16 protein-coding genes are annotated in these 24062 nt (G+C 71.1%); 11 read left to right on the top strand and 5 right to left on the bottom strand.

All coding sequences use genetic code 11. The annotated features are described in order from the left end of the window. Positions 1 to 154 precede the first annotated feature (154 nt). Positions 155 to 802 (bottom strand): hypothetical protein, encoded by a 648-nt coding sequence (locus AB0K03_RS27840; protein WP_364690328.1) that lies wholly within the window; start codon positions 800 to 802, stop codon positions 155 to 157. Positions 803 to 933: 131 nt separating this feature from the next. On the opposite strand from AB0K03_RS27840, the gene AB0K03_RS27835 reads away from it, so the two are divergent. From AB0K03_RS27835 to AB0K03_RS27825, 3 genes are all read left to right on the top strand, one after another. Further along, the gene (locus AB0K03_RS27835; RefSeq protein WP_364690325.1) at positions 934 to 3573 is read left to right on the top strand and encodes a valine--tRNA ligase; all 2640 of its coding nucleotides are present in this window, start codon (positions 934 to 936) and stop codon (positions 3571 to 3573) included. 52 nt (positions 3574 to 3625) lie between these two features. Next, positions 3626 to 4951 (top strand): folylpolyglutamate synthase/dihydrofolate synthase family protein, encoded by a 1326-nt coding sequence (locus AB0K03_RS27830; protein ID WP_364690322.1) that lies wholly within the window; start codon positions 3626 to 3628, stop codon positions 4949 to 4951. 191 nt (positions 4952 to 5142) lie between these two features. Then, a complete protein-coding gene (locus AB0K03_RS27825; RefSeq protein ID WP_364690319.1) occupies positions 5143 to 5484 on the top strand; it encodes a DUF4233 domain-containing protein in 342 nt (113 codons plus the stop codon). Between the two features lie 253 nt (positions 5485 to 5737). Here the strand turns inward: AB0K03_RS27825 and AB0K03_RS27820 are convergent, their stop codons facing one another. Then, positions 5738 to 8452 (bottom strand): VOC family protein, encoded by a 2715-nt coding sequence (locus AB0K03_RS27820; protein WP_364690316.1) that lies wholly within the window; start codon positions 8450 to 8452, stop codon positions 5738 to 5740. Between the two features lie 167 nt (positions 8453 to 8619). On the opposite strand from AB0K03_RS27820, the gene ndk reads away from it, so the two are divergent. Beyond that, positions 8620 to 9039, top strand: coding sequence for a nucleoside-diphosphate kinase (ndk, locus tag AB0K03_RS27815; protein ID WP_364690313.1), 420 nt, complete (start codon positions 8620 to 8622; stop codon positions 9037 to 9039). A 28-nt stretch (positions 9040 to 9067) separates the two neighbouring features. Here the strand turns inward: ndk and AB0K03_RS27810 are convergent, their stop codons facing one another. Further along, positions 9068 to 9517 (bottom strand): carboxymuconolactone decarboxylase family protein, encoded by a 450-nt coding sequence (locus AB0K03_RS27810; RefSeq protein WP_364690311.1) that lies wholly within the window; start codon positions 9515 to 9517, stop codon positions 9068 to 9070. Between the two features lie 100 nt (positions 9518 to 9617). Between AB0K03_RS27810 and AB0K03_RS27805 the strand changes: the two genes are divergently transcribed. From AB0K03_RS27805 to AB0K03_RS27795, 3 genes are all read left to right on the top strand, one after another. After that, the gene (locus tag AB0K03_RS27805; protein WP_364690308.1) at positions 9618 to 11168 is read left to right on the top strand and encodes an alkaline phosphatase D family protein; all 1551 of its coding nucleotides are present in this window, start codon (positions 9618 to 9620) and stop codon (positions 11166 to 11168) included. 228 nt (positions 11169 to 11396) lie between these two features. Then, positions 11397 to 14513 carry an isoleucine--tRNA ligase gene (gene ileS, locus AB0K03_RS27800; RefSeq protein ID WP_364690305.1) on the top strand — a complete coding sequence of 1039 codons (3117 nt, stop codon included), beginning with the start codon at positions 11397 to 11399 and terminating at the stop codon, positions 14511 to 14513. A gap of 148 nt (positions 14514 to 14661) precedes the next feature. Then, entirely contained in the window at positions 14662 to 15342 is a 681-nt protein-coding gene (locus tag AB0K03_RS27795) for a lysophospholipid acyltransferase family protein (protein ID WP_364690302.1), read from the top strand. Here the strand turns inward: AB0K03_RS27795 and AB0K03_RS27790 are convergent. Further along, entirely contained in the window at positions 15339 to 16808 is a 1470-nt protein-coding gene (locus AB0K03_RS27790; RefSeq protein WP_364690299.1) for a cryptochrome/photolyase family protein, read from the bottom strand. The genes AB0K03_RS27795 and AB0K03_RS27790 overlap by 4 nt on opposite strands. A 9-nt stretch (positions 16809 to 16817) precedes the next feature. After that, a complete protein-coding gene (locus AB0K03_RS27785) occupies positions 16818 to 18290 on the bottom strand; it encodes a hypothetical protein (protein WP_364690296.1) in 1473 nt (490 codons plus the stop codon). Between the two features lie 167 nt (positions 18291 to 18457). On the opposite strand from AB0K03_RS27785, the gene AB0K03_RS27780 reads away from it, so the two are divergent. The 4 genes from AB0K03_RS27780 to AB0K03_RS27765 are packed head-to-tail and all read left to right on the top strand — an operon-like array spanning position 18458 to position 24062. After that, complete coding sequence (locus tag AB0K03_RS27780) at positions 18458 to 19249, top strand: alpha/beta hydrolase (protein WP_364690293.1); 792 nt, start codon at positions 18458 to 18460, stop codon at positions 19247 to 19249. A gap of 36 nt (positions 19250 to 19285) precedes the next feature. Continuing rightward, positions 19286 to 21757, top strand: a complete 2472-nt coding sequence (locus tag AB0K03_RS27775) for a SpoIIE family protein phosphatase (protein ID WP_364690290.1) — start codon at positions 19286 to 19288, stop codon at positions 21755 to 21757. Next, a complete protein-coding gene (locus AB0K03_RS27770; RefSeq protein WP_364690287.1) occupies positions 21754 to 22098 on the top strand; it encodes an STAS domain-containing protein in 345 nt (114 codons plus the stop codon). Before AB0K03_RS27775 ends, AB0K03_RS27770 begins: the two co-directional genes overlap by 4 nt. Positions 22099 to 22118: 20 nt before the next feature. Beyond that, positions 22119 to 24062: a TIGR03960 family B12-binding radical SAM protein gene (locus AB0K03_RS27765; RefSeq protein WP_364690284.1), complete on the top strand. Its 1944-nt coding sequence runs from the start codon at positions 22119 to 22121 to the stop codon at positions 24060 to 24062.

Genomic DNA, 24062 nt, shown 5'->3' with positions numbered 1-24062 from the left:
TCGGGAGGGTGTGGGAGAGTAGGACGCCGCCGGACTCAACGTGAGGTGACGCCCGCCCGAACTTCGGTTCGGGCGGGCGTTACTGCTATATACGCATGCTTTTTTGTGGCCGGCCCGGGCGACGGGACCGGCCACTTTTGCGTTTCTGAGGGGGTCAGGAGCGGGTTTGGGCGGCTGCGCGGATCTCCTGGAGGAGCTTTGCTGAGTCTGGCTCCGTACGGCCGGGGAACATTGCGAGGGCCAGGCTGCCGTGGTCCGCCCAGCCGCACACTGGCATATCCGTACCGTCGGATTTGGTGGTTCCGCATTTCATTGTGCCGCCGAGAGGGCCGGCTGGGACGTCGTGGAGGCCGGTGACCGCGCCTTGGTCGTCCGAGACCAGGTCGAAGGCTGTGTCGAGGTCGCTCTCGGGGGTCCAGAACAGGGTCGTGCCGCCGAAGAAGAGGACGTCTTTGCCGTCGCCGGTGGAGTAGACCGCTCCGATGGCGTTGTCGAGGTCCACCTCCGCGGAGAGGGCCGTCTGGAGGTAGTCAGCCGTAGTTTTGCCGTTGTCACTGGTGTCGAGCTTGAGGGCGCCTACCTGAGATGGGGCCGTGAGGGTGGCGTCCTTCTGGGAGGCGATGCGCCATCCTGCGTACCCGATGATCCCGACGCCGGCCAGGCTCACCGCCAAGAGTGAGCTGAGCACGATGGTCTTGGTCCGCGACCGCGGTTCCTTGCTCTCCGGCTCCTCGTCGGTGGGCTCGGTGAGCGTGAACGGCTCCGGCGCGATCTCGACGGGGTCCGCCGGGGATTCGGGCATCGGGCCAGGGCGATCGGACATCGTGCGAGCGTAACAACACTTATCCACAGGGCGGCGTGCGGACGCGGTGGCTGTCCACAGGCAGGGCATGCGGCCGCAGAGCACGCGTACGGGCTCCGTAGACTTGGCGGGTGACCGAAGCAACCGACACCCGTACCCCCGACAGCCGGCCCACCGGTGGCCTCTCCGCCCAGTACCAGCCGGGTGAGGTAGAGCAGCGGCGGTACGAGCACTGGGTATCGGCCGGCTACTTCACGGCGGACCCGGCGAGCGACAAACCGCCCTTCTCCATCGTCATCCCGCCGCCGAACGTGACGGGCTCCCTGCACATCGGGCACGCCCTCGACCACACGATTCAGGACACGCTCAGCCGGTTGAAGCGGATGCAGGGCTTCGAGGTCCTGTGGCTGCCCGGCATGGACCACGCCGGCATCGCGACCCAGAACGTCGTCGAGCGCCAGCTCGCCTCGCAGAAGCTGTCCCGGCACGACCTCGGGCGGGAGAAGTTCGTCGAGAAGGTCTGGGAGTGGAAGGCCCAGTCCGGAGGCGCGATCCTCGGGCAGATGCGGCGCCTCGGCGACTCCGTGGACTGGAGCCGTGAGCGCTTCACGATGGACGAGGGTCTGTCGCGGGCCGTACAGACGATCTTCAAGCGACTGTACGACGACGAGCTGATCTACCGCGCCAACCGGATCATCAACTGGTGTCCGCGGTGCCTCACCGCGCTCAGTGACATCGAGGTGGAGCACTCTGAGGATGACGGCGAGCTCGTGTCGATCCGGTACGGCGACGGGGACGACGCGATCGTGGTCGCCACCACGCGCGCGGAGACGATGCTCGGTGACACGGCTGTGGCCGTACATCCGGATGACGAGCGGTACAAGCACCTGGTCGGGACCGAGGTGGAGCTGCCGCTGACCGGCCGGCGCATTCCGATCGTGGCGGACGAGCACGTCGACCCGAGCTTCGGGACGGGCGCCGTCAAGGTCACCCCGGCGCACGACCCCAACGACTTCGAGATCGGCCAGCGGCACAACCTGCCGAGTATCACGATCATGGACGAGCGGGCTGTGGTGACCGTACCCGGGCCGTTCGAAGGTCTTGATCGTTATGAGGCGCGGCCCGCGGTGGTGGACGCGCTGCGGGAGCAGGGCAGGATCGTCGCCGAGAAGCGGCCCTACGTGCACTCGGTCGGCCACTGTTCGCGGTGCAAGACCACGGTGGAGCCGCGGCTGTCGCTGCAATGGTTCGTGAACACCGGTCCGCTGGCGAAGGCTGCCGGGGACGCGGTGCGAGACGGACGGGTGGCGATCGAGCCGGCGGAGCTGTCGAAGCGGTACTTCGCCTGGGTCGACAACATGCATGACTGGTGCATCTCGCGCCAGCTGTGGTGGGGACACCGCATCCCGGTCTGGTACGGGCCGGACGGCGAGGTCGTATGCGTCGGACCGGACGAGGAGCCGCCGAGCGGTGCGGGCTGGAAGCAGGACGAGGACGTGCTCGACACGTGGTTCTCGTCCGCGCTGTGGCCGTTCTCCACGATGGGCTGGCCGGAACAGACCGAGACGCTGGCGAAGTTCTATCCGACCAGCGTTCTCGTCACCGGGTACGACATCCTGTTCTTCTGGGTCGCCCGGATGATGATGTTCGGCCTGTACGCGATGGACGACGTGCAGCCGTTCAACGTGGTCAACCTGCACGGCATGGTCCGCGACGGGCACGGCAAGAAGATGTCGAAGTCGTTCGGCAACGTGGTGGACCCGCTGGACTGGATCGACCGGTACGGCGCGGACGCCACCCGGTTCACGCTCGCGCGCGGCGCCAACCCCGGGTCGGACGTACCGATCAGCGAGGAGTGGTGTCAGGGCTCGCGCAACTTCTGCAACAAGCTGTGGAACGCGACGCGGTTCGCGCTGATGAACGGCGCGACCGTCGAGGGGGACCTGCCGCCGGTCGGTGAGCTGTCGTCGGTCGACAAGTGGATCCTGTCGCGGCTCCAGCACGTCATCGGCGAGGTGGACGAACAGTTCGCGGCGTACGAGTACGCGAAGGTTTGTGACACGCTCTACCACTTCGCTTGGGACGATGTCTGCGACTGGTACGTCGAGCTCAGCAAGCCGGTCCTGGCGTCGGACGGTGCCGAGGCTGCGCGTACGCGGCGGGTGCTCGGGCATGTGCTCGACCAGCTGCTGCGTCTGCTGCACCCCGTGATCCCGTTCGTCACCGAGGAGCTGTGGACGGTGCTGACCGGCGCCGAGACCGTCACGCGGGCCTCGTGGCCGGCGGTGGACAGCGCCCTGATCGACGACGCGGCCGAGGAGGAGATCAGCTCGCTGCAGAAAGTCGTGACCGAGGTCCGGCGCTTCCGCTCCGACCAGGGGCTGCGCCCCGGTCAGCGGGTCAGCGCGGCACTTACCGGGCTGGGCAACGTCGGCATCGACACGCACGAGCCGCTGATCCGCTCGCTCGCCCGGCTCGACGCCCCGGGCAGCGAGTTCGCCGCCACGGCGACGCTCGCCATCACCGGCGGCATCACCGTGGACCTCGACACCCGGGGGACGATCGACGTCGCGGCCGAGCGGGCGCGGCTCGAGAAGGACAGGGCGGCGGCCGAGAAGGAAGCGGCCCAGTGCCGCGCCAAGCTCGACAACGCGGCGTTCGTCGGCAAGGCGCCGGAACCCGTCGTGACCAAGATCAAGGACCGGCTCGCCACCGCCGAGGCCGACCTGGCCCGGATCGCGGCGGCCCTGCAGACCCTGCCGGCCGCATGAGAGGCGTTCGTCGTCGTCGGCCGGTGCGTCACTCGGTGGGAGCCGGTGCGGTATGAGCACGTATGACGAGGTGGTGGCCGCGCTCAACGGGCGCGGCTTCACCCGCATGGCCTTCGACATGCAGAAGATCCGGGACCTCATGGATGTGCTGGGCAGCCCGCAGCGGGCGTACCCGGCGATCCATTTGACCGGGACCAACGGCAAGACGTCGACCGCCCGCATGATCGACAGCCTGCTGCGGGCGCACAGGTTGCACACCGGGCGCTACACCAGCCCGCACCTCGAGACCGTCCGGGAGCGGATCAGCCTCGACGGCGAGCCGGTGTCCGAGGAGCGGCTGGCCGCCACGTACGACGAGGTGGCACCGTTGGCCGAGCTCGTCGACAAAAGGGCCGCCGAGCCGCTGACGTACTTCGACATGACCACGGCCATGGCGTACGCGGCGTTCGCGGATGCGCCCGTGGACATCGCCGTGGTCGAGGTCGGGCTCGGGGGTGAGGAGGACGCGACCAACGTCATCGAAGCGGGGGTCTGTGTCATCACCCCGATCGGGCTCGACCACACCGAGTGGCTGGGCGACACGATCGAGGACATCGCCTGGGCGAAGGCCGGGATCATCCACCACGGCGCGACCGTGATCAGCGCGGTGCAGACCGAGGAAGCGATGCGGCCGCTGCTGGAACGATGCGCCGAGATGGGTGCCACGCTGGCCCGCGAAGGCAGCGAGTTCGGCGTGATCCGCCGGGACCAGGCGGTCGGCGGGCAGTTGCTCACCCTGCAGGGGCTCGGCGGCGTGTACGACGAGGTGTTCCTTCCGCTGTTCGGGGCCCATCAGGCACAGAACGCCGCGCTGGCGCTCGCGGCCGTCGAGGCGTTCCTCGGGGCCGGGACCGGGCGGCAGCTCGAGGCTGAGCTCGTACGCGAAGGTTTTGCCGGGGTGGACTCGCCGGGCCGGTTGGAGCGCGTGCGGAGTGCCCCGACGATCCTGCTGGACGGCGCCCACAACCCGCACGGCATGGCCGCGACCGTGGCCGCGCTCGAGGAGGAGTTCGCGTTCCGCCACCTGGTGGCGGTCGTCGCCGTGCTCGGCGACAAGGACGTGTCCGGGCTGCTCGACCTGATGGAGCCGGTGGTCGCCCGGATCGTGGTGACGCAGAACAGTTCGCTGCGGTCGATGCCGCTCAACGAGCTGGCCCAGGTCGCGTCGGACATCTTCGGCGAGGACCGGGTGACGGTCGCGCAGACGATGCCGGATGCGATCGAGGAGGCCGTCGTGCTGGCGGAGGAGGACACCGGCGGGGAACTGAGCGGTGTCGGGGTGCTCATCACCGGGTCGATGGTGACCGTGGCCGATGCTCGGAAGCTGCTGAAGAAATGAGTGCGGGGGCTGGGCCGTCCGCCGGTTCCTCCGGTGAGCCTTTCGCCGGTGGGGAGTTCGGGGCTTCCGGCGGGTCCTCTGCCGTTGAGCCTGGGGGCTCCAGCGGGTCCTCGGCTGGTGAGCCCGCGGGTCCCAGCGGGTCGTCTGCTGGTGAATCCGAGGATTCCGCCGGCAGTGACGGGTCGGCGGGGGTGCCTCGTTCCGGGCTGCGGAATCCGGCCGGGGCCGTACGAGGGCTCGGGGCCGGCACGTTGGTGCTCGAGGCCGTGGTGTTGCTGCTGGCGATCCAGCCGATTCGGATCCTCGGCGGGGACCTGAGCGGGTGGGGGATCGGGGCTGTCGTCGGGCTCGCCGTGCTGGCCGCCGTGGTGTCCGGGAGCATGCGGCGGAGGTGGGCTTGGCATGCGGGTACCGGGATTCAGGTGCTGCTGCTTGCCTGCGGGTTCCTGCACTGGTCGTTGGCGGCGTTGGGGTTGATCTTCGGAGCCGCTTGGGCTTATGCGACGTACGTTCGCCGGACGATTCTGGGGTGAGCCGGTGAGGCCGGCAGAGACCTGCCTGCGTGCGGGGTGAGGGTTCGTCTGCGTGCGTGGTCGCGGGGTGCGTGGGTGTGCGGTCGCGGATTGTGCGTGGGCGCGGTGAGGGTTGCTTGGTCGCGTCTTGAGGTTGCTTGGTCGCGCTTGAGGGTTGCTTGTGGTCGCCTTCGGGGCGCGGATCAGCTGTCGATTGTGTGAAACGGCCGCCGGAGCGGAAGGTGCTCCGGCGGCCGTTCTGTCTGCGACGAGGTCAGCGGATGGCTCGCCACTGGGTGATGGCGATGTTGTGGTCGTCCGGGTCCCGGAAGGATGCTGCCCAGAGTTCGAGTTTGTCGCCCCGGTTGACCGGGCGGGGGCCGTGGACGAAGGTCACGCCCTTGCGTTTGAGTTCCTCGTACACGGCTTCCACGTCGCCGACCTCGAGGTTGAGGTGGATCAGGCGGCTCGCCACCGTCGAGAGGTCGTGCACCGTGCGGAGCACGAGGCGGGTGTCGCCCGAGGCCAGGACCGCGCTCGCCGATCCCGCGTCGACGACGTAGAAGCCGAGCATGTCCTTGTAAAAGGTGATCGAGCGGTCGAGGTTCGTCACCAGGACCGTGATGCCCACGCCGTGGATGGCGGCCGACGGGCCGGGGCGGGCGCTCGGGTACGCGGTGATGAGGTCGTTGGTGCGGTCGTCGGGTTCGAAGCCGCCTTCCAGGTCTGACCAGGGGCTTCGCTTGGGGGAATCGGCTGCCGGTGGGGTTCCCTCGGGAGCGGGTCGCTCGGCGGCGGATTGCTCGGCAGCGGGCTGCGGGGCCTGGGGTTGCTGGGCGGCAGGTTGCGGGGCTGGCGGTTGCTGAGCGGGCTGCGGGGCCTGGGGTTGCTGGGCGGCAGGTTGCGGGGCTGGGGGTTGCTGAGCGGGCGGTTGCTGGGCGGTGGGGTGCGGCGCCCGGGGTTCCTCGCCGGCGGGGTGCGGCGGCGGGGTGTGCTGGGGCGAGGCCGGTGGTGTGGGGGGCTGCTGGGTGGGCGTGACCGCCGGTTGGGCTACCGGCTGGGGTGCTGGGCGGGTGGTGGTCGGCCGGGGTGTGGGGCGGGCCGCGGCCGGTTGGGGTCTCGGTTCGGTGGTGGGGCGGGGAGTCGTTGACTGCGGCGTCGGCCGGGTGGCGGAGGGATGGGCGGACGTCGGCTGGGGGGCTGTCGGTTGGGTGGCGGTGGGGTGCGGAGTCGTCTGCTGGGGGGCCGGCGGTTGGGGGGTCGGGGTTTGGTGCGGGGTCGGCGATTCGGAGGTCGGCGGTTCGGGGTGAGGTGATGGCCGGGGTGCCGGTTGGGGGGTTGCCGCCGTTGGGCGCTCTGACGACGGGGTTGGCTGTTCCTCGGTGGGTGGGGTTTCGGTGTTCTTGGAGCGGAAGGCGTTGCTGATGGCGGACACGCCGGCTGCCACTGCTGCGGCCAGGCCGGTCGCGGCCGGCTTGGGGCGGGGGGAGGCGTGGTCCGTCGTGGGGGTTGATGACTGCTGAGATGCGGGGGTGGGGGGTGACGACGGCTTGGCGGCCGGGGCCGGGCGCGGCGAAGCGGCAGGGGTCGGCCGCGATGAAGAGGCCGGGGCGGGTGCGGGGGTGGGGGCCGTGCGCTGCTGCCAGGGTGGGGGTTCGAGGTCGCCCAGGAGGTCGTCGTCCATCGGCCTGGTGGATGGCCGGGCTTCCGGGCCCGCCGGGGTTTCCGTGGCGGGTGGGGCCATGATGCCGGTGGCCATCGCCGATCGGGCCTGGGGGCGGGCTTCCGGAGGTGGCTCCGGGCTGCCGTCCAGGGGGAGGTCGATGTCGTCGTCCGTGGGTTCTGGAGCGGCGGTGTCCGCATGCGGGACCTCGGATGCCTCGGCTTCGCGGGCGGGAACTTCCGGCGGTGCCGTCGCCGCGGCTGCGGCCTCGGGGGCTGAGGTCTGCCGGGTGGAGCGCTCGGGGGCTGCAGCCTGCGGGGCCGAGCGCTCGGGGGCTGCAGCCTGCGGGGACGAGCGCTCGGGGGCTGCAGCCTGCGGGGACGAGCGCTCGGAGGATGGGGCTTCCGGGGCCAGCGTGTTCGTGGTGGATGCCGGGGCTTCGGCGGCGGGAGCCGGCGTGGGCGGGGCTTCGGGGGCTGGGGGTGCCGCGGCGTCGGGGTGGGACGACGGGCGGGGTCTCGGGCGTGGGCTGGGGCGGGGCTCCGTACGGGTGGGTGGGGGTGGTGCGGCGGTGGCTGTGGCTGTGGCCGTACGGGCCCGTTGGGGGAGGGGTTGGGCGTAGTCGCCGTCCACGACCTGGCCCTCGAGGATGGGACCGCCCGGGTCGTCGCGGACGATGACGTGGGCGGGTGGTGGTGGGGGTGGGATGTCGTCGTCGAGGGCGCCCGTGCGGGGGGCCGGGGGCGGCGGTGGGGGCGGCTCGTCCGGGCCTCGGCCCCATTGGCGGTCGCGGGTGGCCCATGGTGGGGGTTCCGGGTCGCCGCCGAGGAGGTCGTCGTCGGGGAGGTCCTCGTCATAGAGGGTCGGCGGCACGTTGGTGACCGCCGCGCCGTGGGTGTCGGCCTGGTCCCAGTCGATTTTGACGCGGCGCATGTCGTCGACGTCGACCGTGACCGGCAGCATGTCGCCGGGGTGCGGCCACTTGGCCACCGGGACGCGGGGGTCGCGGACCGTGACCTCGGCCGCGGGCAGGCCCGGGGCGATGATGACGACCTGCAGCTCGGCGCGGCCGTAGATGGACGTCGTGGGCGGGTCCGAGACCGCCTTCACCTGGGCCGAGCCCGCCACCCAGGCGCGGGCGCCGCGGCGTACCACGTTGACCATGCCGATGCCGACCGCCAGCGCGAGCATCGCTGCGCCGAGGGCGACGATCGCCCAGCTCGACATGCCGAGGCCGAACACCATCACGAAGCCGGCGATGGTGCCGACCACCGCGGCCACGACCTTGCGGGCCGGGGCTACCGGCCTGCCGTTCTGGTTCGCCACTGTGGACCTCCCGGGATTACCCATGAGGTTACGTAGCGGCGAGCATCCGGGGAAAGGGCGCTACCCGGCGGTTGGCACCCGCGCCGAAAACCGTACCGATAGGCTGACCTCCCGGCCGCGTACCCGGCGTGTCGGCTTGTGGCGTGCGATCTCAGGAGGCTTTTTCCGTGTCCACCAGCATCGCCGAGCGGACGCTCGTGCTCGTCAAGCCCGACGCGCTGCGGCGCGGCCTGCTCGGGGAGATCCTCGGCCGGTTCGAGCGCAAGGGCCTGGTCGTCGAGGCGCTCGAGCTGCGGACCATGGACGCGGAGCTGGCCGACCAGCACTACGCCGAGCACGTCGACAAGGCGTTCTACCCGCCGCTCAAGGAGTTCATGACCGGTGGGCCGCTGGTCGCAGCGGTGCTCTCCGGCGACGAGGTGATCTCGGTCGTGCGGACCCTGGTCGGCGCCACCGACGGGCGCAAGGCCGCCGCGGGGACGATCCGCGGCGACCTGTCGCTGTCCAACCGGGAGAACCTGGTGCACGCCTCGGACTCCCCCGAGAGCGCGGCCCGTGAGCTCGCGCTCTGGTTCCCGAAGCTCTGAGACGCGCCGGGAGAAGCGGCCCGAAGCTCTAGGCAGCCTCTTCCAGGGCCGGCGGCTCGTTCTGGACGGCGATGGAGAGCCGGTTCCAGACGTTGATCGTGGCGATGGCCATGAGGATGTTGCCCAGTTCCTCCTGGGTGAACGCCTTGGCGGCCGGTTCCCAGACCTCGTCGGGGACGCCGTGCTCGCCGAGGCGGGTCACCGCGTCCGTCAGCGCCAGCGCGGCGCGTTCCTTCTCGGTGAAGAAGGGCACGTCGTGCCAGGCGGCCACCGCGAAGAGGCGGCGGCTGGACTCGCCCTTCTCCAGGGCCTCACGGCTGTGCATGTCGGTGCAGAACGAGCAGCCGTTGACGATGGACGCGCGCAGCTTGATCAGCTTGTAGAGGGTCGGCTCGACGTTCTCCTGGCAGTACTTCTCCATGCCGTAGACCGCGCGGTAGGCGCCCGGAGCGACCTGGTCGATGGTCAAGCGGGGCATGTGTTCCTCCTCGTGGGATGCGATGTCGGTACGGGGACGAGTCAGGCCGCCGAGATGTGACATTCACCGTGGATTCAGGTCCGGCCGGTAGACCTACCTCATGACCTCGATCGATCGACGCAGCCTGCTGCGCGCCGGCCTCGCCGGTGGTGTGCTGAGCGCCCTGCCCGCCGCGCCCGCGCTCGCCGGCGGGAGCTGGAGCGGGTGGAGCGCCAGCCGTCCCGTCATCACCCACGGCGTGCAGAGCGGCGACGCCACCGCTTCGTCCGCGGTCGTGTGGACCCGCGCGGACCGGCCGGGCCGGATGTGGGTGGAGGCGAGCCGCCGCCCCGATCTGCGGGGCGCGTGCCGCGTCCGCGGCCCGGTGCTCACCCCGGACACCGATTTCACCGGCAAAGTGCGTCTGCGCGGCCTGCCGCCGGGGGAGCGGTTGTTCTATCGCGTACGGGTGGAGAGCCTCGACCGTCCCGGCCTGTTCAGCGAGCCGGTCGACGGGCAGCTCGGCACCGCGCCTGTCCGGCGGCAGGACATCTCGTTCGTCTGGACTGGCGACGTGGTCGGGCAGGGCTGGGGGATCGACCCGGCGTACGGGGGCCTGAAGATCTTCGAGTCGATGCGGGCCCGGCGCCCCGACTTCCTGCTGCACAGCGGCGACACCGTGTACGCGGACGGTCCGCTGACCGCGCAGGTGACGCTGCCGGACGGGCGGATCTGGCGCAACCTGATGACCGAGGAGAAGTCCAAGGTCGCCGAGACGCTCGCCGAGTACCGGGGGCAGTACGCGTACAACCTGCTGGACGACGCGTACAAGGCGTTCGCGGCGCAGGTGCCGCAGGTGAACCAGTGGGACGACCACGAGGTGCTCAACAACTGGTATCCGGGGGAGATCCTCGACGACGCTCGGTACACCGAGAAGCGGGTCGACGTCCTGGCGGCTCGCGCGCATCAGGCATACCACGAGTGGGTGCCCATTCCGTCGCAGTCGGGACCGGTTCATCGCGTCATCCCGTACGGTCCGCTTCTGGATGTCTTCGTGCTGGACATGCGCACCTTCAAGGACCCGAACGACGGCAATGTCTATGCCGACCCGCAGCGCGGGCTGCTCGGCAGCGAGCAGCGGGAATGGTTGATCCGCGGCCTGAAGGAGTCGCGGGCGACCTGGAAGGTCATCGCGAACGACCTGCCGCTCGGCATCGTGGTGCCGGACGGGCCGGCTGCGCAGGAGGGTGTCGCGCAGGGCGACCCGGGCGCGCCGAAGGGCCGGGAGCTGGAGTTCGCGCAGGTCCTGCAGTCGGCGCACCGCGCCGGGGTGACCGGGATCGTCTTCCTCACCGCGGACGTGCACTACACGGCCGCGCACCACTACGACCCGGCGCGGGCGGCGATCCAGGACTTCACACCGTTCTGGGAGTTCGTCTCCGGACCGGCGCACGCGGGGGCTTTCGGGCCGAACAAGCTCGACGCGACGTTCGGGCCGGACACCGCGTTCATCCACACCCCGCCGGTGGCGAACGCGTCGCCGGCCGAGGGTTACCAGCACTTCGGCGAGGTCCGGATCGACGGCCGCACCGGCGACCTCCGGGTCGACCTGCGCGATCGTGAGGGCGTGTCGCTCTGGTCCACGACGCTGAAGGCGCCCCGTCGGCGCTGAGGAACAAATGCGGGCCGGTATCGTTGTCTTCTGCAGGCGTCGATCCGGCCATCACCGGGGAGCCTCCGGAAGAACGGATCTTCGGATCTCAGTAGAACCGGGCGGCACCGGCCCGCATCCCAGCCGGCGAATGAGCGGGCGGCCCTGCGGGGCCGTCAAGCGAGGTGGTACCGCGGGCCCCGGCTCGTCCTCGCAGTCCACGTGACCTGCGAGGAGAGCGAACCACCGATGGCGTATCCCCAGCACACCGACGCCTCCGGCGTGCCCGCGAGCCCGGATCTGCCCGCGGTCGAGCGGGCCGTGCTCGAGCACTGGGCGGCCGACAAGACCTTCGAGGCCTCCGTCGACGAGCGCCCGGCCGGGCAGGACGGCAGCAACGAGTACGTCTTCTACGACGGCCCGCCGTTCGCGAACGGCCTGCCGCACTACGGCCACCTGTTCACCGGGTACGTCAAGGACGTGGTCCCGCGCTACCAGACCATGCGCGGCAAGCACGTCGAGCGCCGCTTCGGCTGGGACACCCACGGGCTGCCCGCCGAGGTGGAGGCCGAGAAGCAGCTGGGGATCAGCACGAAGGCGCAGATCCTCGAGCTGGGCGTCGACAAGTTCAACGAGGCCTGCCGGACGTCCGTGCTCGCCTACACCAAGGACTGGGAGCGCTACGTCACCCGGCAGGCGCGCTGGGTCGACTTCAGCAACGACTACAAGACCCTCGACCCCAGCTACATGGAGTCGGTCATGTGGGCGTTCAAGACGCTGCACGACAAGGGGCTGGTGTACGAGGGGTTCCGGGTTCTCGCGTACTGCTTCCGGTGCGAGACGCCGCTGTCGAACACCGAGACGCGGATGGACGACGTCTACCGCGACCGTACGGACCCCGCGCTGACCGTCACGTTCCGGCTGGACAGCGGCGAGGACATCGCGGTGTGGACCACCACGCCGTGGACGCTGCCGTCGAACCTCGCGCTGGCGGTCGGTCCCGACATCGAGTACGCCGTGCTGGAGAAGGATGGCCGGAAGCTGATCCTGGGCGCCGGCCGGGTGGCCGCGTACGCCAAGGAACTCGACGGGTACGAGCAGGTCGGCACGGTGCTCGGCCGGGAGCTGGCGGGCCGCCGGTACACGCCGATGTTCGACTTCCTGGTCGAGCAGGCCGGGCCGAACGCGTTCCAGGTGCTGGCCGCCGACTACGTGAGCGACGAGGACGGCACCGGGGTCGTCCACCAGGCGCCCGCGTTCGGTGAGGACGACCAGAACGTCTGCAACGCGGCCGGCATCCCGACCATCGTGACCGTGGACGAGCACACCCGGTTCACCGCGCTGGTCGGACCGTGGCAGGGCGTGCAGGTCTTCGAGGCGAACAAGCCGATCACCGCCGACCTCAAGGGCCGCGGGCTGGTGCTGCGGCACGAGGGGTACACGCACTCGTACCCGCACTGCTGGCGCTGTGACACGCCGCTGGTCTACAAGGCTGTGTCGTCGTGGTTCGTGGCCGTCACGACGTTCCGGGATCGCATGGTCGAGCTCAACCAGGAGATCACCTGGACACCGGCGCACATCAAGGACGGCTCGTTCGGCAAGTGGCTGGCCAACGCCCGGGACTGGTCGATCTCCCGGAACCGGTTCTGGGGCTCGCCGATCCCGGTGTGGAAGTCCGACGACCCGAACTACCCGCGGGTCGACGTGTACGGCTCGTTCGAGGAGATGGAACGCGACTTCGGCGTGAAGGTCACCGACCTGCACCGGCCTTACGTCGACGAGCTGACCCGGCCCAACCCGGACGACCCGACGGGCAGGTCGACCATGCGCCGGGTGCCGGAGGTACTCGACTGCTGGTTCGAGTCGGGGTCGATGCCGTTCGCGCAGGTGCACTACCCGTTCGAGAACAAGGACTGGTTCGAGCACCACTACCCGGGCGATTTCATCGTCGAGTACATCGGCCAGACCCGTGGCTGGTTCTACACCATGCACGTGCTGGCCACCGCGCTGTTCGACCGGCCGGCGTTCCGTAACTGCCTCAGCCACGGCATCCTGCTGGGCGAGGACGGGCGCAAGATGTCCAAGAGCCTGCGCAACTACCCCGACGTGTACCGGGTCTTCGACACGTACGGCTCCGACGCGATGCGCTGGATGCTCATGTCGTCGCCGGTGCTGCGGGGCGGGGACATGCCCGTGACGGAGACGGCGATCCGGGACTCCGTGCGCCAGGTGCTGCTCCCGCTGTGGAACGTCTGGTACTTCTTCAGCCTGTACGCGAACGCCTCGGGGCACACGGCGACGCTGCGTACCGACTCCACGCACCTGCTGGACCGCTACATCCTGGCGAAGACGAACGAGCTGGTCGCGGACGTCCAGGCGAAGATGGACGACTACGACATCTCCAGCGCCGCGGGGTCGGTGCGGGCTTACCTGGACGCGCTGACCAACTGGTACGTGCGCCGCTCGCGCGACCGGTTCTGGGACGGCGACGCGGACGCGTTCGACACCCTGGCCACCGTGCTCGAGGCGTTGTGCCGCGTGGTGGCGCCGCTCGCGCCGCTGACCGCCGAGGAGGTCTGGCGGGGCCTGACCGGGGGCCGCTCGGTGCACCTCACCGACTGGCCGGAGGCGTCCGCCTTCCCCGCCGACCACGAGCTGGTGGCCTCGATGGACGCCATCCGCGACGTGGCCTCGGCCGCGCTGTCGATGCGCAAGGCCAAGGCGCTGCGCGTACGCCTGCCGCTGGCGAAGCTGACCGTGGCCACGCCGGACGCCGCGACCCTCGAGGCGTTCAAGGACCTGCTGGCCGACGAGGTCAACGTCAAGGACGTCGAGCTCAGCGGCGATCTGGGCGCGTACTCCCGGCAGGTTCTGACCGTGGTGCCGCGGGCCCTCGGCCCGCGCCTGGGCAAGCAGGTCCAGCAGGTCATCAAGGCCGTCAAGGCCGGCGACTGGGAGCTGGTGGACGGCGCGCCCGTCGCGGCCGGCGTCACCTTGGCGGAGGGCGAGTACGAGCTCAAGCTCGTCGCCGCCGACGTGGAGAACTCGGCCCCGCTGCCCGCGGGCCGCGGTGTGGTGGTCCTCGACACCGAGGTCACGCCGGAGCTGGCGGCCGAGGGTCTGGCCCGCGACGTCATCCGGGTCGTGCAGCAGGCCCGCCGCGACGCCGGCCTCGACGTCTCGGACCGGATCGCGCTCATCGTGGCCGCGTCCGCGGCGGTCCGGGCGGCCGTCGAGACGCACCGCGATTTCGTGGCCGCCGAGACCCTGGCGACGTCGCTCACCTTCGGTGACGTGAGCGAGGGCTTCGCCGGGGAGGCCGGCGAGGGGGAGACGGTCACCGTCTCCGTGACCCGCGCCGTGTGAGACACGCCTCGCCGGGTTCGGCATTTGCCGTGTTGCGCGGTAAATGCCGAGCCCGGCATCCAAGATCAACGGGATTAACGGCCACGGCGTCGGATAATGTCTCTCCGCCACCCCCACTTCGCCCTGCAGTCCCCGCCGGAGGAACACGTTGCCGCTGCTCTACTCGATCGGCAAACTCACAGTCGGTAACGCGATGAAGATCGGCTGGCGTCCGCACGTCGAAGGCCTCGAGAACATCCCGGCGACCGGCGGCGCGATCCTCGCCGGAAACCACCTCTCCGTCGCCGACGAGCTGTTCCTCGGCTCCACGGTCCCGCGGCACATCGCGTTCTGGGCCAAGGCGGAGTATTTCCGCGGCGGGAACTTCCGCGCGAACGTGACCAAGTGGGTGCTGGAGGGTCTCGGCGCCATCAAGGTCGAACGGGCCGGCGGCCGGGCGGCGCTCACCGCCTTCGACGGCGCGATCCCGGTGCTCAAGGCCGGCGACCTGGTCGCCGTCTACCCCGAGGGGACGCGCTCGCCGGACGGCCGGCTCTACCGCGGGCGTACGGGGGTCGCACGGCTGGCGGTGGCGGCCGGTGTGCCGATCATCCCGGTCGGCATGGTGGGCACCGAGAAGGTCCAGCCGATCGGGCAGCCGTACCCGAAGCCGGGCAAGGGCAAGGTCATCGTGAAGTATGGCAAGCCGATCGAGGTCACCGGTCGCGCCGACGACCGGACCGCGCTGCGCGCGCTGACCGACGAGGTCATGGCGGAGATCCAGAAGCTCACGGGCCAGGAGTACGTGCCGCGCTACGCCCCGCCGCGCGCCGCGCCCGAAGGGGCTTAAGGAGCGCTGCCGCCGCGGGCCCGTTCCTGCTCGACGAGCGCTTCGAGGTCGCCGAGCCGGTCCAGGCCCTGCATCGGCCGGCGCATCCGGTGGTTGGCGCGCAGCCTGCCCTCGTTGCGCTGCAGGAAGGCCCAGTAACCCGCGGTGTACGGGCATGCGTCGTCGCCCACGCGCACCTTCGGGTCGTAGCGGCAGCCGCCGCAGTAGTCGCTCATCCGGTTGATGTACGCGCCGCCGGCCGCGTACGGCTTGGTGCTCATCCGGCCGGCGTCCGCGTACTGGCTCATGCCGACCACGTTGGCGGTCATGACCCACTCGTACCCGTCGACGAACGCGCGGTGGAACCAGTCGGACATGGCCCCGGGTTTCCAGCCGCGCTGCAACGCGTAGTTGCCCAGCACCATCAGTCGCGGGATGTGATGCACCCAGCCGCGGTCACGTACGCCCGCCAGCACGTCGGAGAGGCAGCGCGCCTCGACGGCGTCCGCGTCGAGGTTCGCGAACCAGTCCGGGATGCGATCGTCGGCGTGCAGTTCGTTGGAGCCGCGGTAGGTGGGCTCGAAGTACCAGTACAGGTGCCAGATGAAGTCCCGCCAGCCGATGATCTGCCGGACGAAGCCCTCGACGCTGCTCAGCGGCGCGGCCCCCGACCGGTACGCCGCCTCGGCCTTCTCGACGATCTCCAGCGGATCCAGCAGCCCCAGGTTCAGCGGCGCGCTGAGCATGCTGTGCGCCATCCACGGGTCGCCGGCCAGCATCGCGTCCTCGTACGGCCCGAACGCCGTGAGCCGATGGGTGACGAAGTGACGGAGCCGGGCCAGCGCCTCACGCCGGGTGGCGGGGAACACGCGCGGGCCGTCGCGGCCGATGAACTCGATGCCGTCGTCGCGCTGCCACCGGTCGAGATCGGCGCGGACCTCGGCATCGATGTCGTCCTCGCGGATCGGGGGCGCCGGCGGCACGTCGAGCTTCTGCGCGCCCCGGGGCAGCGGCTCCCGGTTGTCGGCGTCGAGATTCCACTTGCCGCCCGCCGGCTCGTCGCCGTCCATCAGCACCGAGTGCCGGCGCCGGGCGTCGCGGTAGAAGTCCTCCATGCGGAGATGCTTGCGGCCCTGTGCCCAGGCCATGAAGTCAGCCGGTGCCGTGGCGAAACCGCGCGGCGGCACCAGCTCGACGTCCAGCCGCTGCACGAGCCCGCGGGCGGCCCGTGACGTGGGGTGGCAGACGCTCAGCTGGTCGGGGCGCGCGCGGACGACCTCGCCGTAGGTGTCCGCGCGAACGTACTGCGCCTGGTCGCCCAGCTCGGCGGCCCGGTGCCGCAGCGCGGAGAGGATCAGGTGCGCCTTCTGCCGGTGGAAGCGGCGCCGACGGAACACCGCCTTCGACTCGATCAGCAGCACGGGCTGCCGGGGTCGGTCGAGGAAGTGCGGGCCGAGCTGGTCGGCGAAGAGCCAGCGCCTCGTCATGGTGTCGTTCTACCCCCAGCTGAGCTGCGCATTCCTGCCGATCCGGGGGTTGAGCACGGCGTCGCGGAAGACCGCGGTGAGCCGTGCGCTCTCCGCCGCCGACCGGCGGGTCAGCAGCACGGTGGCGAGGCTGCCGTGGTCCGCCCATGCGCAGACCACCACGGTGTCACCGCCGCTGCGGCCGACGCCGCAACGCTCGTGCGCGCCGGTCACGCCCAGGTCGTACGCCTCGACGTCCTTGATCTGGTACTCGTCGGTGAGGTGGTTCAGCTCGGCCTCCACATCCGCCTCCGGGGTGAGGCGCAGGCCGGTGCTGCCGAAGATCGTGACGCGTTTGCCGTCGCCGTCGGCGTACATGCCGGCGAACACGTCACCCGAGACCAGGCTCAGACCTCCGACCCGGTCCGCGAGACGTTCCACGGCCCGCTTGCTCGCGCCGTCGTCGCGCAGGTCGAAGTCGGCGACCGTGGCCGGCAGGACCGCCGAGACCGGGTACTGCTGGGCCGCCGGCCAGAGGAAATACCCGGGTACGCCGCAGCAGCACAGCGCGCTGAGCAGGGTGAACATGAACAGGCGGCGGCCCCAGCGGCGTTTGCGGCGCGGTGGCGGCGGCAGCGGGCGCTGCGGCCCGGCGGCGTGCGGCGGACGCCACGGCGGTGGCGGTGGTGCCGCCGGCCTGCGCTTCTTCCGGCCCTTCGCGGGTGGCGGGGGCGGGAGGGGGCGGGCTCGCTGGGCGTACGCGGCCGGCAGGGCGGGGCCAGGCGGCGGCGCGGGGCGGAGCTGGGGTGCTTCCTGGCGCGGCTGGACCGGTAGGCGGTTGACCGGGGCGGGCTGTTCCCGGCGCTTGCGGCGCCAGCCGCGGCGGGGGCGCTCCCCGGGCGGGGTGGCGGCCTGAGCTTGAGCCTGAGGCTGGGCCGGGGCTGCGGGCGGTTCCGCATTCGCCGGAGGGCTTTCGACCCGCGTCGGCGGCAGTGGGCTTTCGACCCGCGTCGGGGGGAGGGGGCTTTCGACCCGCGTCGGGGGGAGGGGAGCCTCCACCCGGGTCGGGGGCATGGCTTCGGGGAACGGCTCCATGACGTCGATCGGGGTGTCGTGGTCGGCCCACGGGTCGACCGCCGGGGTCGTCGACCAGTCCTCGCTGTCCGCCCACGGGTCCACCGCCGGCATGTCCTCCTGCGGCCTGCGGCGGCCCCACCGGGACTTCTTCGGAGTGGGCGGCGGGACGGCCGCGGAGCCGCTCCACCGTTCGGGGATGTCCTCGGTTGCCGCGACCGGCTCGACGGCCGTGCCCGGCTCGACGGCCGTGCCCGGCTCGACGGCCGTGCCCGGCTCGACGGCCGTGCCCGGCTCGACGGCCGTGGGCGGTTCGGTCGCGGTGGGTGCGTCGATGCGGGTCGGGTCCGGCGTGGCGCCCGGGGCCGCGGCGTCCGGGTGGTGGTCGGATTCGCCCGCGGCCGGTTCGCCCGGCTGCTGGTCGGTCATCCGTCGATCTCCTCCCACGTCTGCTCAGGGCCCCGTAGTGCCAGGTTAGAAACGTGCCGCCACTTCGCCGCCACCTTGCCCGCGCGATGATCCTTCCGGAGAACGGACACGGGGGGTGATGTGGCCGACCGTGCGGAGTCGTATGGTGACCCGGTGGTGATTCGGACATGAAGACCCTTCAGCGACACGCCATCAACATCAGCGGCAAGCCGGACGGGCAGCCGATGCTGTTCGCCCACGGCTACGGCTGCGACCAGAACATGTGGCGGTTCGTGGCGCCGGAGTTCACCGACACCCACCGGGTGGTGCTGTTCGACCACGTCGGCGCCGGGCGGTCGGACCTGGCGGCGTACGCCGACGAGCGCTACTCCAGCCTCGACGGGTACGCGTCGGACGTGCTCGAGATCGTTCATGACCTCGACCTGCACGACGTCGTCTTCGTCGGGCACTCGGTCAGCGCCATGATCGGTGTGCTCGCCGCGATCCGCGAGCCCGAACGGTTCGCCAAGCTCGTCCTGGTCGGCCCCTCGCCGCGCTACATCGACACGGAGGACTACGTCGGCGGCTTCCGTGCCAGCGACATCGAGTCGATGCTGGAGTCCCTGGACAGCAACTATCTGGGCTGGTCGAGCGCGATGGCCCCGGTCATCATGGGCAACCCCGACCGGCCGGAGCTCGGCCGGGAGCTGACCAACAGCTTCTGCGCCACCGACCCGGAGATCGCCAGAAAGTTCGCCCGGGTGACGTTCCTGTCCGACAACCGCGAGGACCTCGCGAAACTGCGTACGCCGGCGTTGATCCTGCAGTGCGCCGACGACGTCATCGCTCCCGCCGTGGTCGGCGACTACGTGCACGCGCACCTGAAGGGGAGCACACTGGTGGCCATGAATGCGACGGGGCACTGCCCGAACCTCAGCGCTCCGGCCGAGACCGTGGCCGCCATCAAGGCGTACCTCTAGAGAGTCATGGCGGAGAACGGCGGTGGTGGGCCGGACGTGACGCAGGACCTGCGTGTGCCCTGGGAGGAGGAACCCGGGGACCTCTACGAGAACGCGCCGTGCGGGTACCTGACGACCCTGCCGGACGGCACGATCGTCCAGGTCAACGGGACGTTCCTGGCCTGGTCCGGTTACGACCGCGCCGAGCTGATCGGCCGGCGGCGGTTCCGCGACCTGCTCGGCCCCGGCGACCGGATCTACTACGAGACGCACTACGCCCCGCTGCTGAGCATGCAGGACGGCGTCCATGAGATGGCGCTGGAGCTGGTCTGCGCGGACGGCCGGCAGCTGCCGATCCTGGTCAACTCGGCCCTGGGACGCGACCCCGACGGCCTGCCCCGGGTGGTGCGCACGATGATCTTCAAAGCCACCGACCGCCGGGGGTACGAGAAGGAGCTGCTCGCCGCGCGCCGGGCGGCCGAGGCCTCCGAGAAACGCGTACGCGCGCTGCAGCAGGTCGTCGCCGACCTCGCCGCCGCACCCACGGCCGCCGAGGTCGCCGAGGCGGTGGTCGGCGCGCCCGCCGCGGCCTTCGGCTCCGCCGGCAGCAGCGTGTGGCTCGTCGACGCGGACCGGGACCAGCTGATCGCGCTGGCCGGCACCCGGCCCGACGCCCTCGAGTACCCCGATGTCCCGCGCTCGTCGCCACACCCGGTCGCCGAGGTCGCCCGCCGCGGCGACCTGCACGTCGTCGGCTCGCTCGCCGAGGCGGAGAAGCACTTCCCGGCGCTCGCCGCGGCGATGCGCCGGGCCGGTTACCGGACCGCGGTGATGCTCCCGCTCACGGCCGGCTTCGCAGGCGAGGCGGTCGGCGCGGAGGTGCTCGGGGTGCTCTGTTTCGGCTTCACCGAGGAACGTGAGCTCACCGACACCGAGCTGCGCGTCGTCCGGCTCCTCGGTCACCAGGCCGGGCAGGCGCTGGACCGGGCCCGCCTGTACGACGCCGCCCGCCGGCGGGAGGCCCGCGCCACGTTCCTCGCCGAGACCACCGGCGGTCTGGAGGAGCTGCCGCGGCTCATGCCCCGGGCCCGGCGCCTGGTGGAGCGGCTGGTGCCCGAGTTCGCCGAGTGGGCCTCCGTACGCCTGCAGGTCGGCCCGGCCGGGCTGGTCGCCGACGCCGGCGGGCCCGAGCCCCACCCTGGCCGGCTGGCGGAACGCATCACGCTCGTCGTGGCCAACAACAAGGCCGAGTTCGCCGAGCCCGGCAGCGGTCTCGACTGCGCGGTGCTGCCGCTGAGCGTGGGCGGCAAGGTGCTGGGCACGCTGGCACTGCGGGCGGCGACGGGCCGGCGTACGGCCGAGGAGATCGCCTTCCTCACCGACCTGGCCGACCGGGCCGCGCTCGCGCTGGAGAACGCCCGGCTGTACGAGCAGGAGCGGGCCATCGCCCGGACCCTGCAGCGCAGCCTGCTCACCGGCGACCTGCCCAGCGACCCGCGGTTCGCCGTGGAGACCCACTACCAGGCGGCCGCCCACGACCTCGAGGTCGGCGGCGACTGGTTCGACGCGTTCCTCATCACGCCGGACAAGCTGGCCGTGGTGGTCGGCGACGTGGTCGGGCGCGGCATCGACGCGGCCACCACCATGGGCCAGCTGCGCAGCGCGATCCGGGCCCTCGCGTCGGCGGAGGCCGGGCCGGCGCGGTTGCTGGAACGCCTGGACCGGTTCGTCGAACGGGTGGAGTCGGCGCGCATGGCCACGGTCGCGTACGCCGAGATCGACCTGGCCGAGCGCGAGATGACGTACGCCTGCGCGGGGCACCTGCCGCCGCTGCTCGCCGAGCCGGGCGGTTCCCCGCGGTACCTGCTCGACGGCCGTTCCGGCGCGCTCGGCTCGCACGCGGGGCGGCGTACGCGCCTGGAGCACCGGACCCGGCTGGCGGCCGGCAGCCGGCTGCTGCTCTACACCGACGGGCTCATCGAGCGGCGGAACCGGCGCATCGACGCCGGCTTCGAGATGCTGGCGCGGGCGTACGCGGGCCGGCGCGACGCCCCGCTGCCCGGCCTCACCGCGGGGCTCGCACAGACCATGGTCGGCCGCGAGCACGGCGACGACGTCTGCCTGCTCTGCGTGGCGATCGGCACCGAGGACCGGCTGGAACGCGCGATCGGCGCCGACCCGGTGCAGATCGCGCTGCTGCGCAAGGACCTGCGCGGCTGGCTGATCTCGCACGGAGTCGACGAGGAGAGCACTCAGGCGGTGCTGCTGGCCGGCTCCGAGGCGGTGGCCAACGCGATCGAGCACGGCTACCGGAACGACCCGTTCGGCATCGTCGACGTCACGGCTACGATCTCCGAGGACGCCGTCGAGGTCCGGGTCACCGATCGCGGCGACTGGCAGGCGGCGGGCGTGGACCTGTCCCGCGGCCGCGGCCTGCAGCTGATCCACCAGGTGATGGACGACGTGACGTTCGACCGTACCGACGGCACGACGGTGACCATGCGGCGTGCCCGCCGGGAGGCTCGATGACCGATCAGTGGGTGACCTTCGCGAAGGCCGGCGCGGCCGACGTGGTCCGTCTCGCCGGCGAGATCGACCTCGCGAACGCCCCCGCGATCGGGCGCGAGATCGTGCGGCACACCGGCCGGGCCGGCGCGGTGCTCATCGACCTGACCGCCGTGTCGTTCCTCGACAGCGCCGGGGTGCGGCTGCTCGACTCGCTCGTGGGTGACCTGGATCGCAACGGCACGCCGATCCGGCTCGTGGTGGGGGAGTCCGGGCCGGCCCGGATGACGCTGCAGCTGTGCGCGTTCCGCGACGATCTCATGGCCACGAGCCTCACCCAGGCCGCGGAGGAGATGAACCGGTAACCCGCGTACCCTGGAGTCCCATGAGCGTCGCTTCCGTGTTCCCTCAGCTCGAGCAGTTGCTGCCCAGGGTCAGCAAGCCCATCCAGTACGTGGGGGGCGAGCTGGGCGCCGTCGTCAAGGACTGGGACGCGACCACCGTGCGCTGGGCACTGATGTACCCGGACGCGTACGAGGTGGGCCTGCCCAACCAGGGCGTCCAGATCCTGTACGAGGTGCTCAACGAGCAGCCCGACGTGCTGGCCGAGCGGACGTACGCGGTCTGGCCGGACCTCGAAGCGCTGATGAAGGAGCGCGGCGTCCCGCAGTTCACGGTCGACGCGCACCGCCCGGTGAAGGCGTTCGACGTGCTCGGCGTCTCGTTCGCGACCGAGCTCGGCTACACCAACATGCTCTCCGCCCTGGACCTGGCCGGCATCCCGCTGGACGCCGCGGACCGGGGCGACGACGACCCGATCGTGCTCGCCGGCGGGCACGCCTCCTTCAACCCGGAGCCGATCGCCGACTTCATCGACGCCGCCGTGCTCGGCGACGGCGAGGAGGCGGTGCTGGAGATCACCGGCATCATCCGGGAGTGGAAGGCCGAGGGCTGCCCGGGCGGGCGTGACGAGCTGCTGCTGCGCTTGGCGCGCACGGAGAGCATCTACGTGCCGCGCTTCTACGACGTCGACTACCTGCCGGACGGCCGGATCCAGCGCGTCGTGCCGAACCGCCCGGACGTGCCGTTCCGGGTGGCCAAGCGCACGACCATGGACCTGGACGCCTGGCCGTACCCGAAGAAGCCGCTGGTCCCGCTCGCCGAGACGGTCCACGAGCGGTACGCGGTGGAGATCTTCCGCGGGTGCACCCGGGGCTGCCGGTTCTGTCAGGCCGGCATGATCACCCGCCCGGTGCGGGAGCGGTCGATCACCACGGTCGGGCAGATGGTCAAGGAGGGCCTGGAGTTCTCCGGCTTCTCCGAGGTGGGCCTGCTCTCGCTCTCCAGCGCCGACCACTCCGAGATCGGCGACATGTGCTCGGGTCTGGCCCAGCAGTACGCCGACACCAACGTCTCGCTGTCGCTGCCGTCGACCCGGGTGGACGCCTTCAACATCGACCTGGCGCAGGAGTTGTCGCGCAACGGACGGCGGACCGGCCTGACGTTCGCGCCCGAGGGCGGCTCGGAGCGGATCCGCAAGGTCATCAACAAGATGGTGACCAAGGAGGACCTGATCCGGACGGTCGTCACCGCGTACTCGAACGGGTGGCGGCAGGTGAAGCTGTACTTCATGTGCGGCCTGCCCACCGAGACCGACGAGGACGTGCTCGAGATCGCGCACATGGCGCACGAGGTGATCCGGGCCGGCCGGGCCGCGGCGGGCACCAAGGACATCCGCTGCACGGTCTCGATCGGCGGGTTCGTGCCGAAGCCGCACACCCCGTTCCAGTGGGCCGCCATGGAGCGTCCCGAGGTCATCGACAACCGGCTCCGGCTGCTCAAGCAGGAGATCAACAGCGACCGGTCGCTGGGCCGGGCGATCGGTTACCGCTACCACGACGGCGAGCCGTCGCTGATCGAGGGCCTGCTCTCGCGCGGCGACCGCCGGGTCGGCAAGGTCATCCGGCGGGTCTGGGACAAGGGCGGCCGCTTCGACGGCTGGTCCGAGCACTTCTCGTACGCCCGCTGGGTCGAGGCCTGCGCCGAGGTCCTCCCGGACTTCGGGGTCGACCTGGACTGGTACACCACGCGCGAGCGCGACCAGCTCGAGGTGCTGCCGTGGGACCACCTGGACTCGGGCCTGGACAAGGACTGGCTCTGGCAGGACTGGCAGGACGCCCTCGGCGAGTACGAGCAGGACGACTGCCGCTGGACCCCGTGCTTCGACTGCGGCGTGTGCCCGGCGATGGACACCGAGATCCAGATCGGCCCCACCGGCAAGAAGCTTTTGCCCCTGACCCCCGTCAACAGTCTGCGAGTGCCTGTTTAG

The organism is Actinoplanes sp. NPDC049316 (assembly GCF_040677315.1).
GTDB lineage: Bacteria > Actinomycetota > Actinomycetes > Mycobacteriales > Micromonosporaceae > Actinoplanes.
The sequence above is the reverse complement of the archived record's forward strand: the minus strand, read 5'-3'. Positions and strand labels throughout refer to the sequence as shown.

What these genes read in the sequence shown, in the direction of transcription:
- AB0K03_RS27830 (WP_364690322.1), top strand. Translation starts at nt 3,626, where the DNA reads ATGAGCACGTATGACGAGGTGGTGGCCGCGCTCAACGGGCGCGGCTTC.
- AB0K03_RS27785 (WP_364690296.1), bottom strand. Translation starts at nt 18,290, where the DNA reads ATGACCGACCAGCAGCCGGGCGAACCGGCCGCGGGCGAATCCGACCAC.
- AB0K03_RS27805 (WP_364690308.1), top strand. Translation starts at nt 9,618, where the DNA reads ATGACCTCGATCGATCGACGCAGCCTGCTGCGCGCCGGCCTCGCCGGT.
- AB0K03_RS27770 (WP_364690287.1), top strand. Translation starts at nt 21,754, where the DNA reads ATGACCGATCAGTGGGTGACCTTCGCGAAGGCCGGCGCGGCCGACGTG.
- AB0K03_RS27810 (WP_364690311.1), bottom strand. Translation starts at nt 9,517, where the DNA reads ATGCCCCGCTTGACCATCGACCAGGTCGCTCCGGGCGCCTACCGCGCG.
- AB0K03_RS27765 (WP_364690284.1), top strand. Translation starts at nt 22,119, where the DNA reads ATGAGCGTCGCTTCCGTGTTCCCTCAGCTCGAGCAGTTGCTGCCCAGG.
- AB0K03_RS27790 (WP_364690299.1), bottom strand. Translation starts at nt 16,808, where the DNA reads ATGACGAGGCGCTGGCTCTTCGCCGACCAGCTCGGCCCGCACTTCCTC.
- AB0K03_RS27840 (WP_364690328.1), bottom strand. Translation starts at nt 802, where the DNA reads ATGCCCGAATCCCCGGCGGACCCCGTCGAGATCGCGCCGGAGCCGTTC.
- ileS (WP_364690305.1), top strand. Translation starts at nt 11,397, where the DNA reads ATGGCGTATCCCCAGCACACCGACGCCTCCGGCGTGCCCGCGAGCCCG.
- AB0K03_RS27780 (WP_364690293.1), top strand. Translation starts at nt 18,458, where the DNA reads ATGAAGACCCTTCAGCGACACGCCATCAACATCAGCGGCAAGCCGGAC.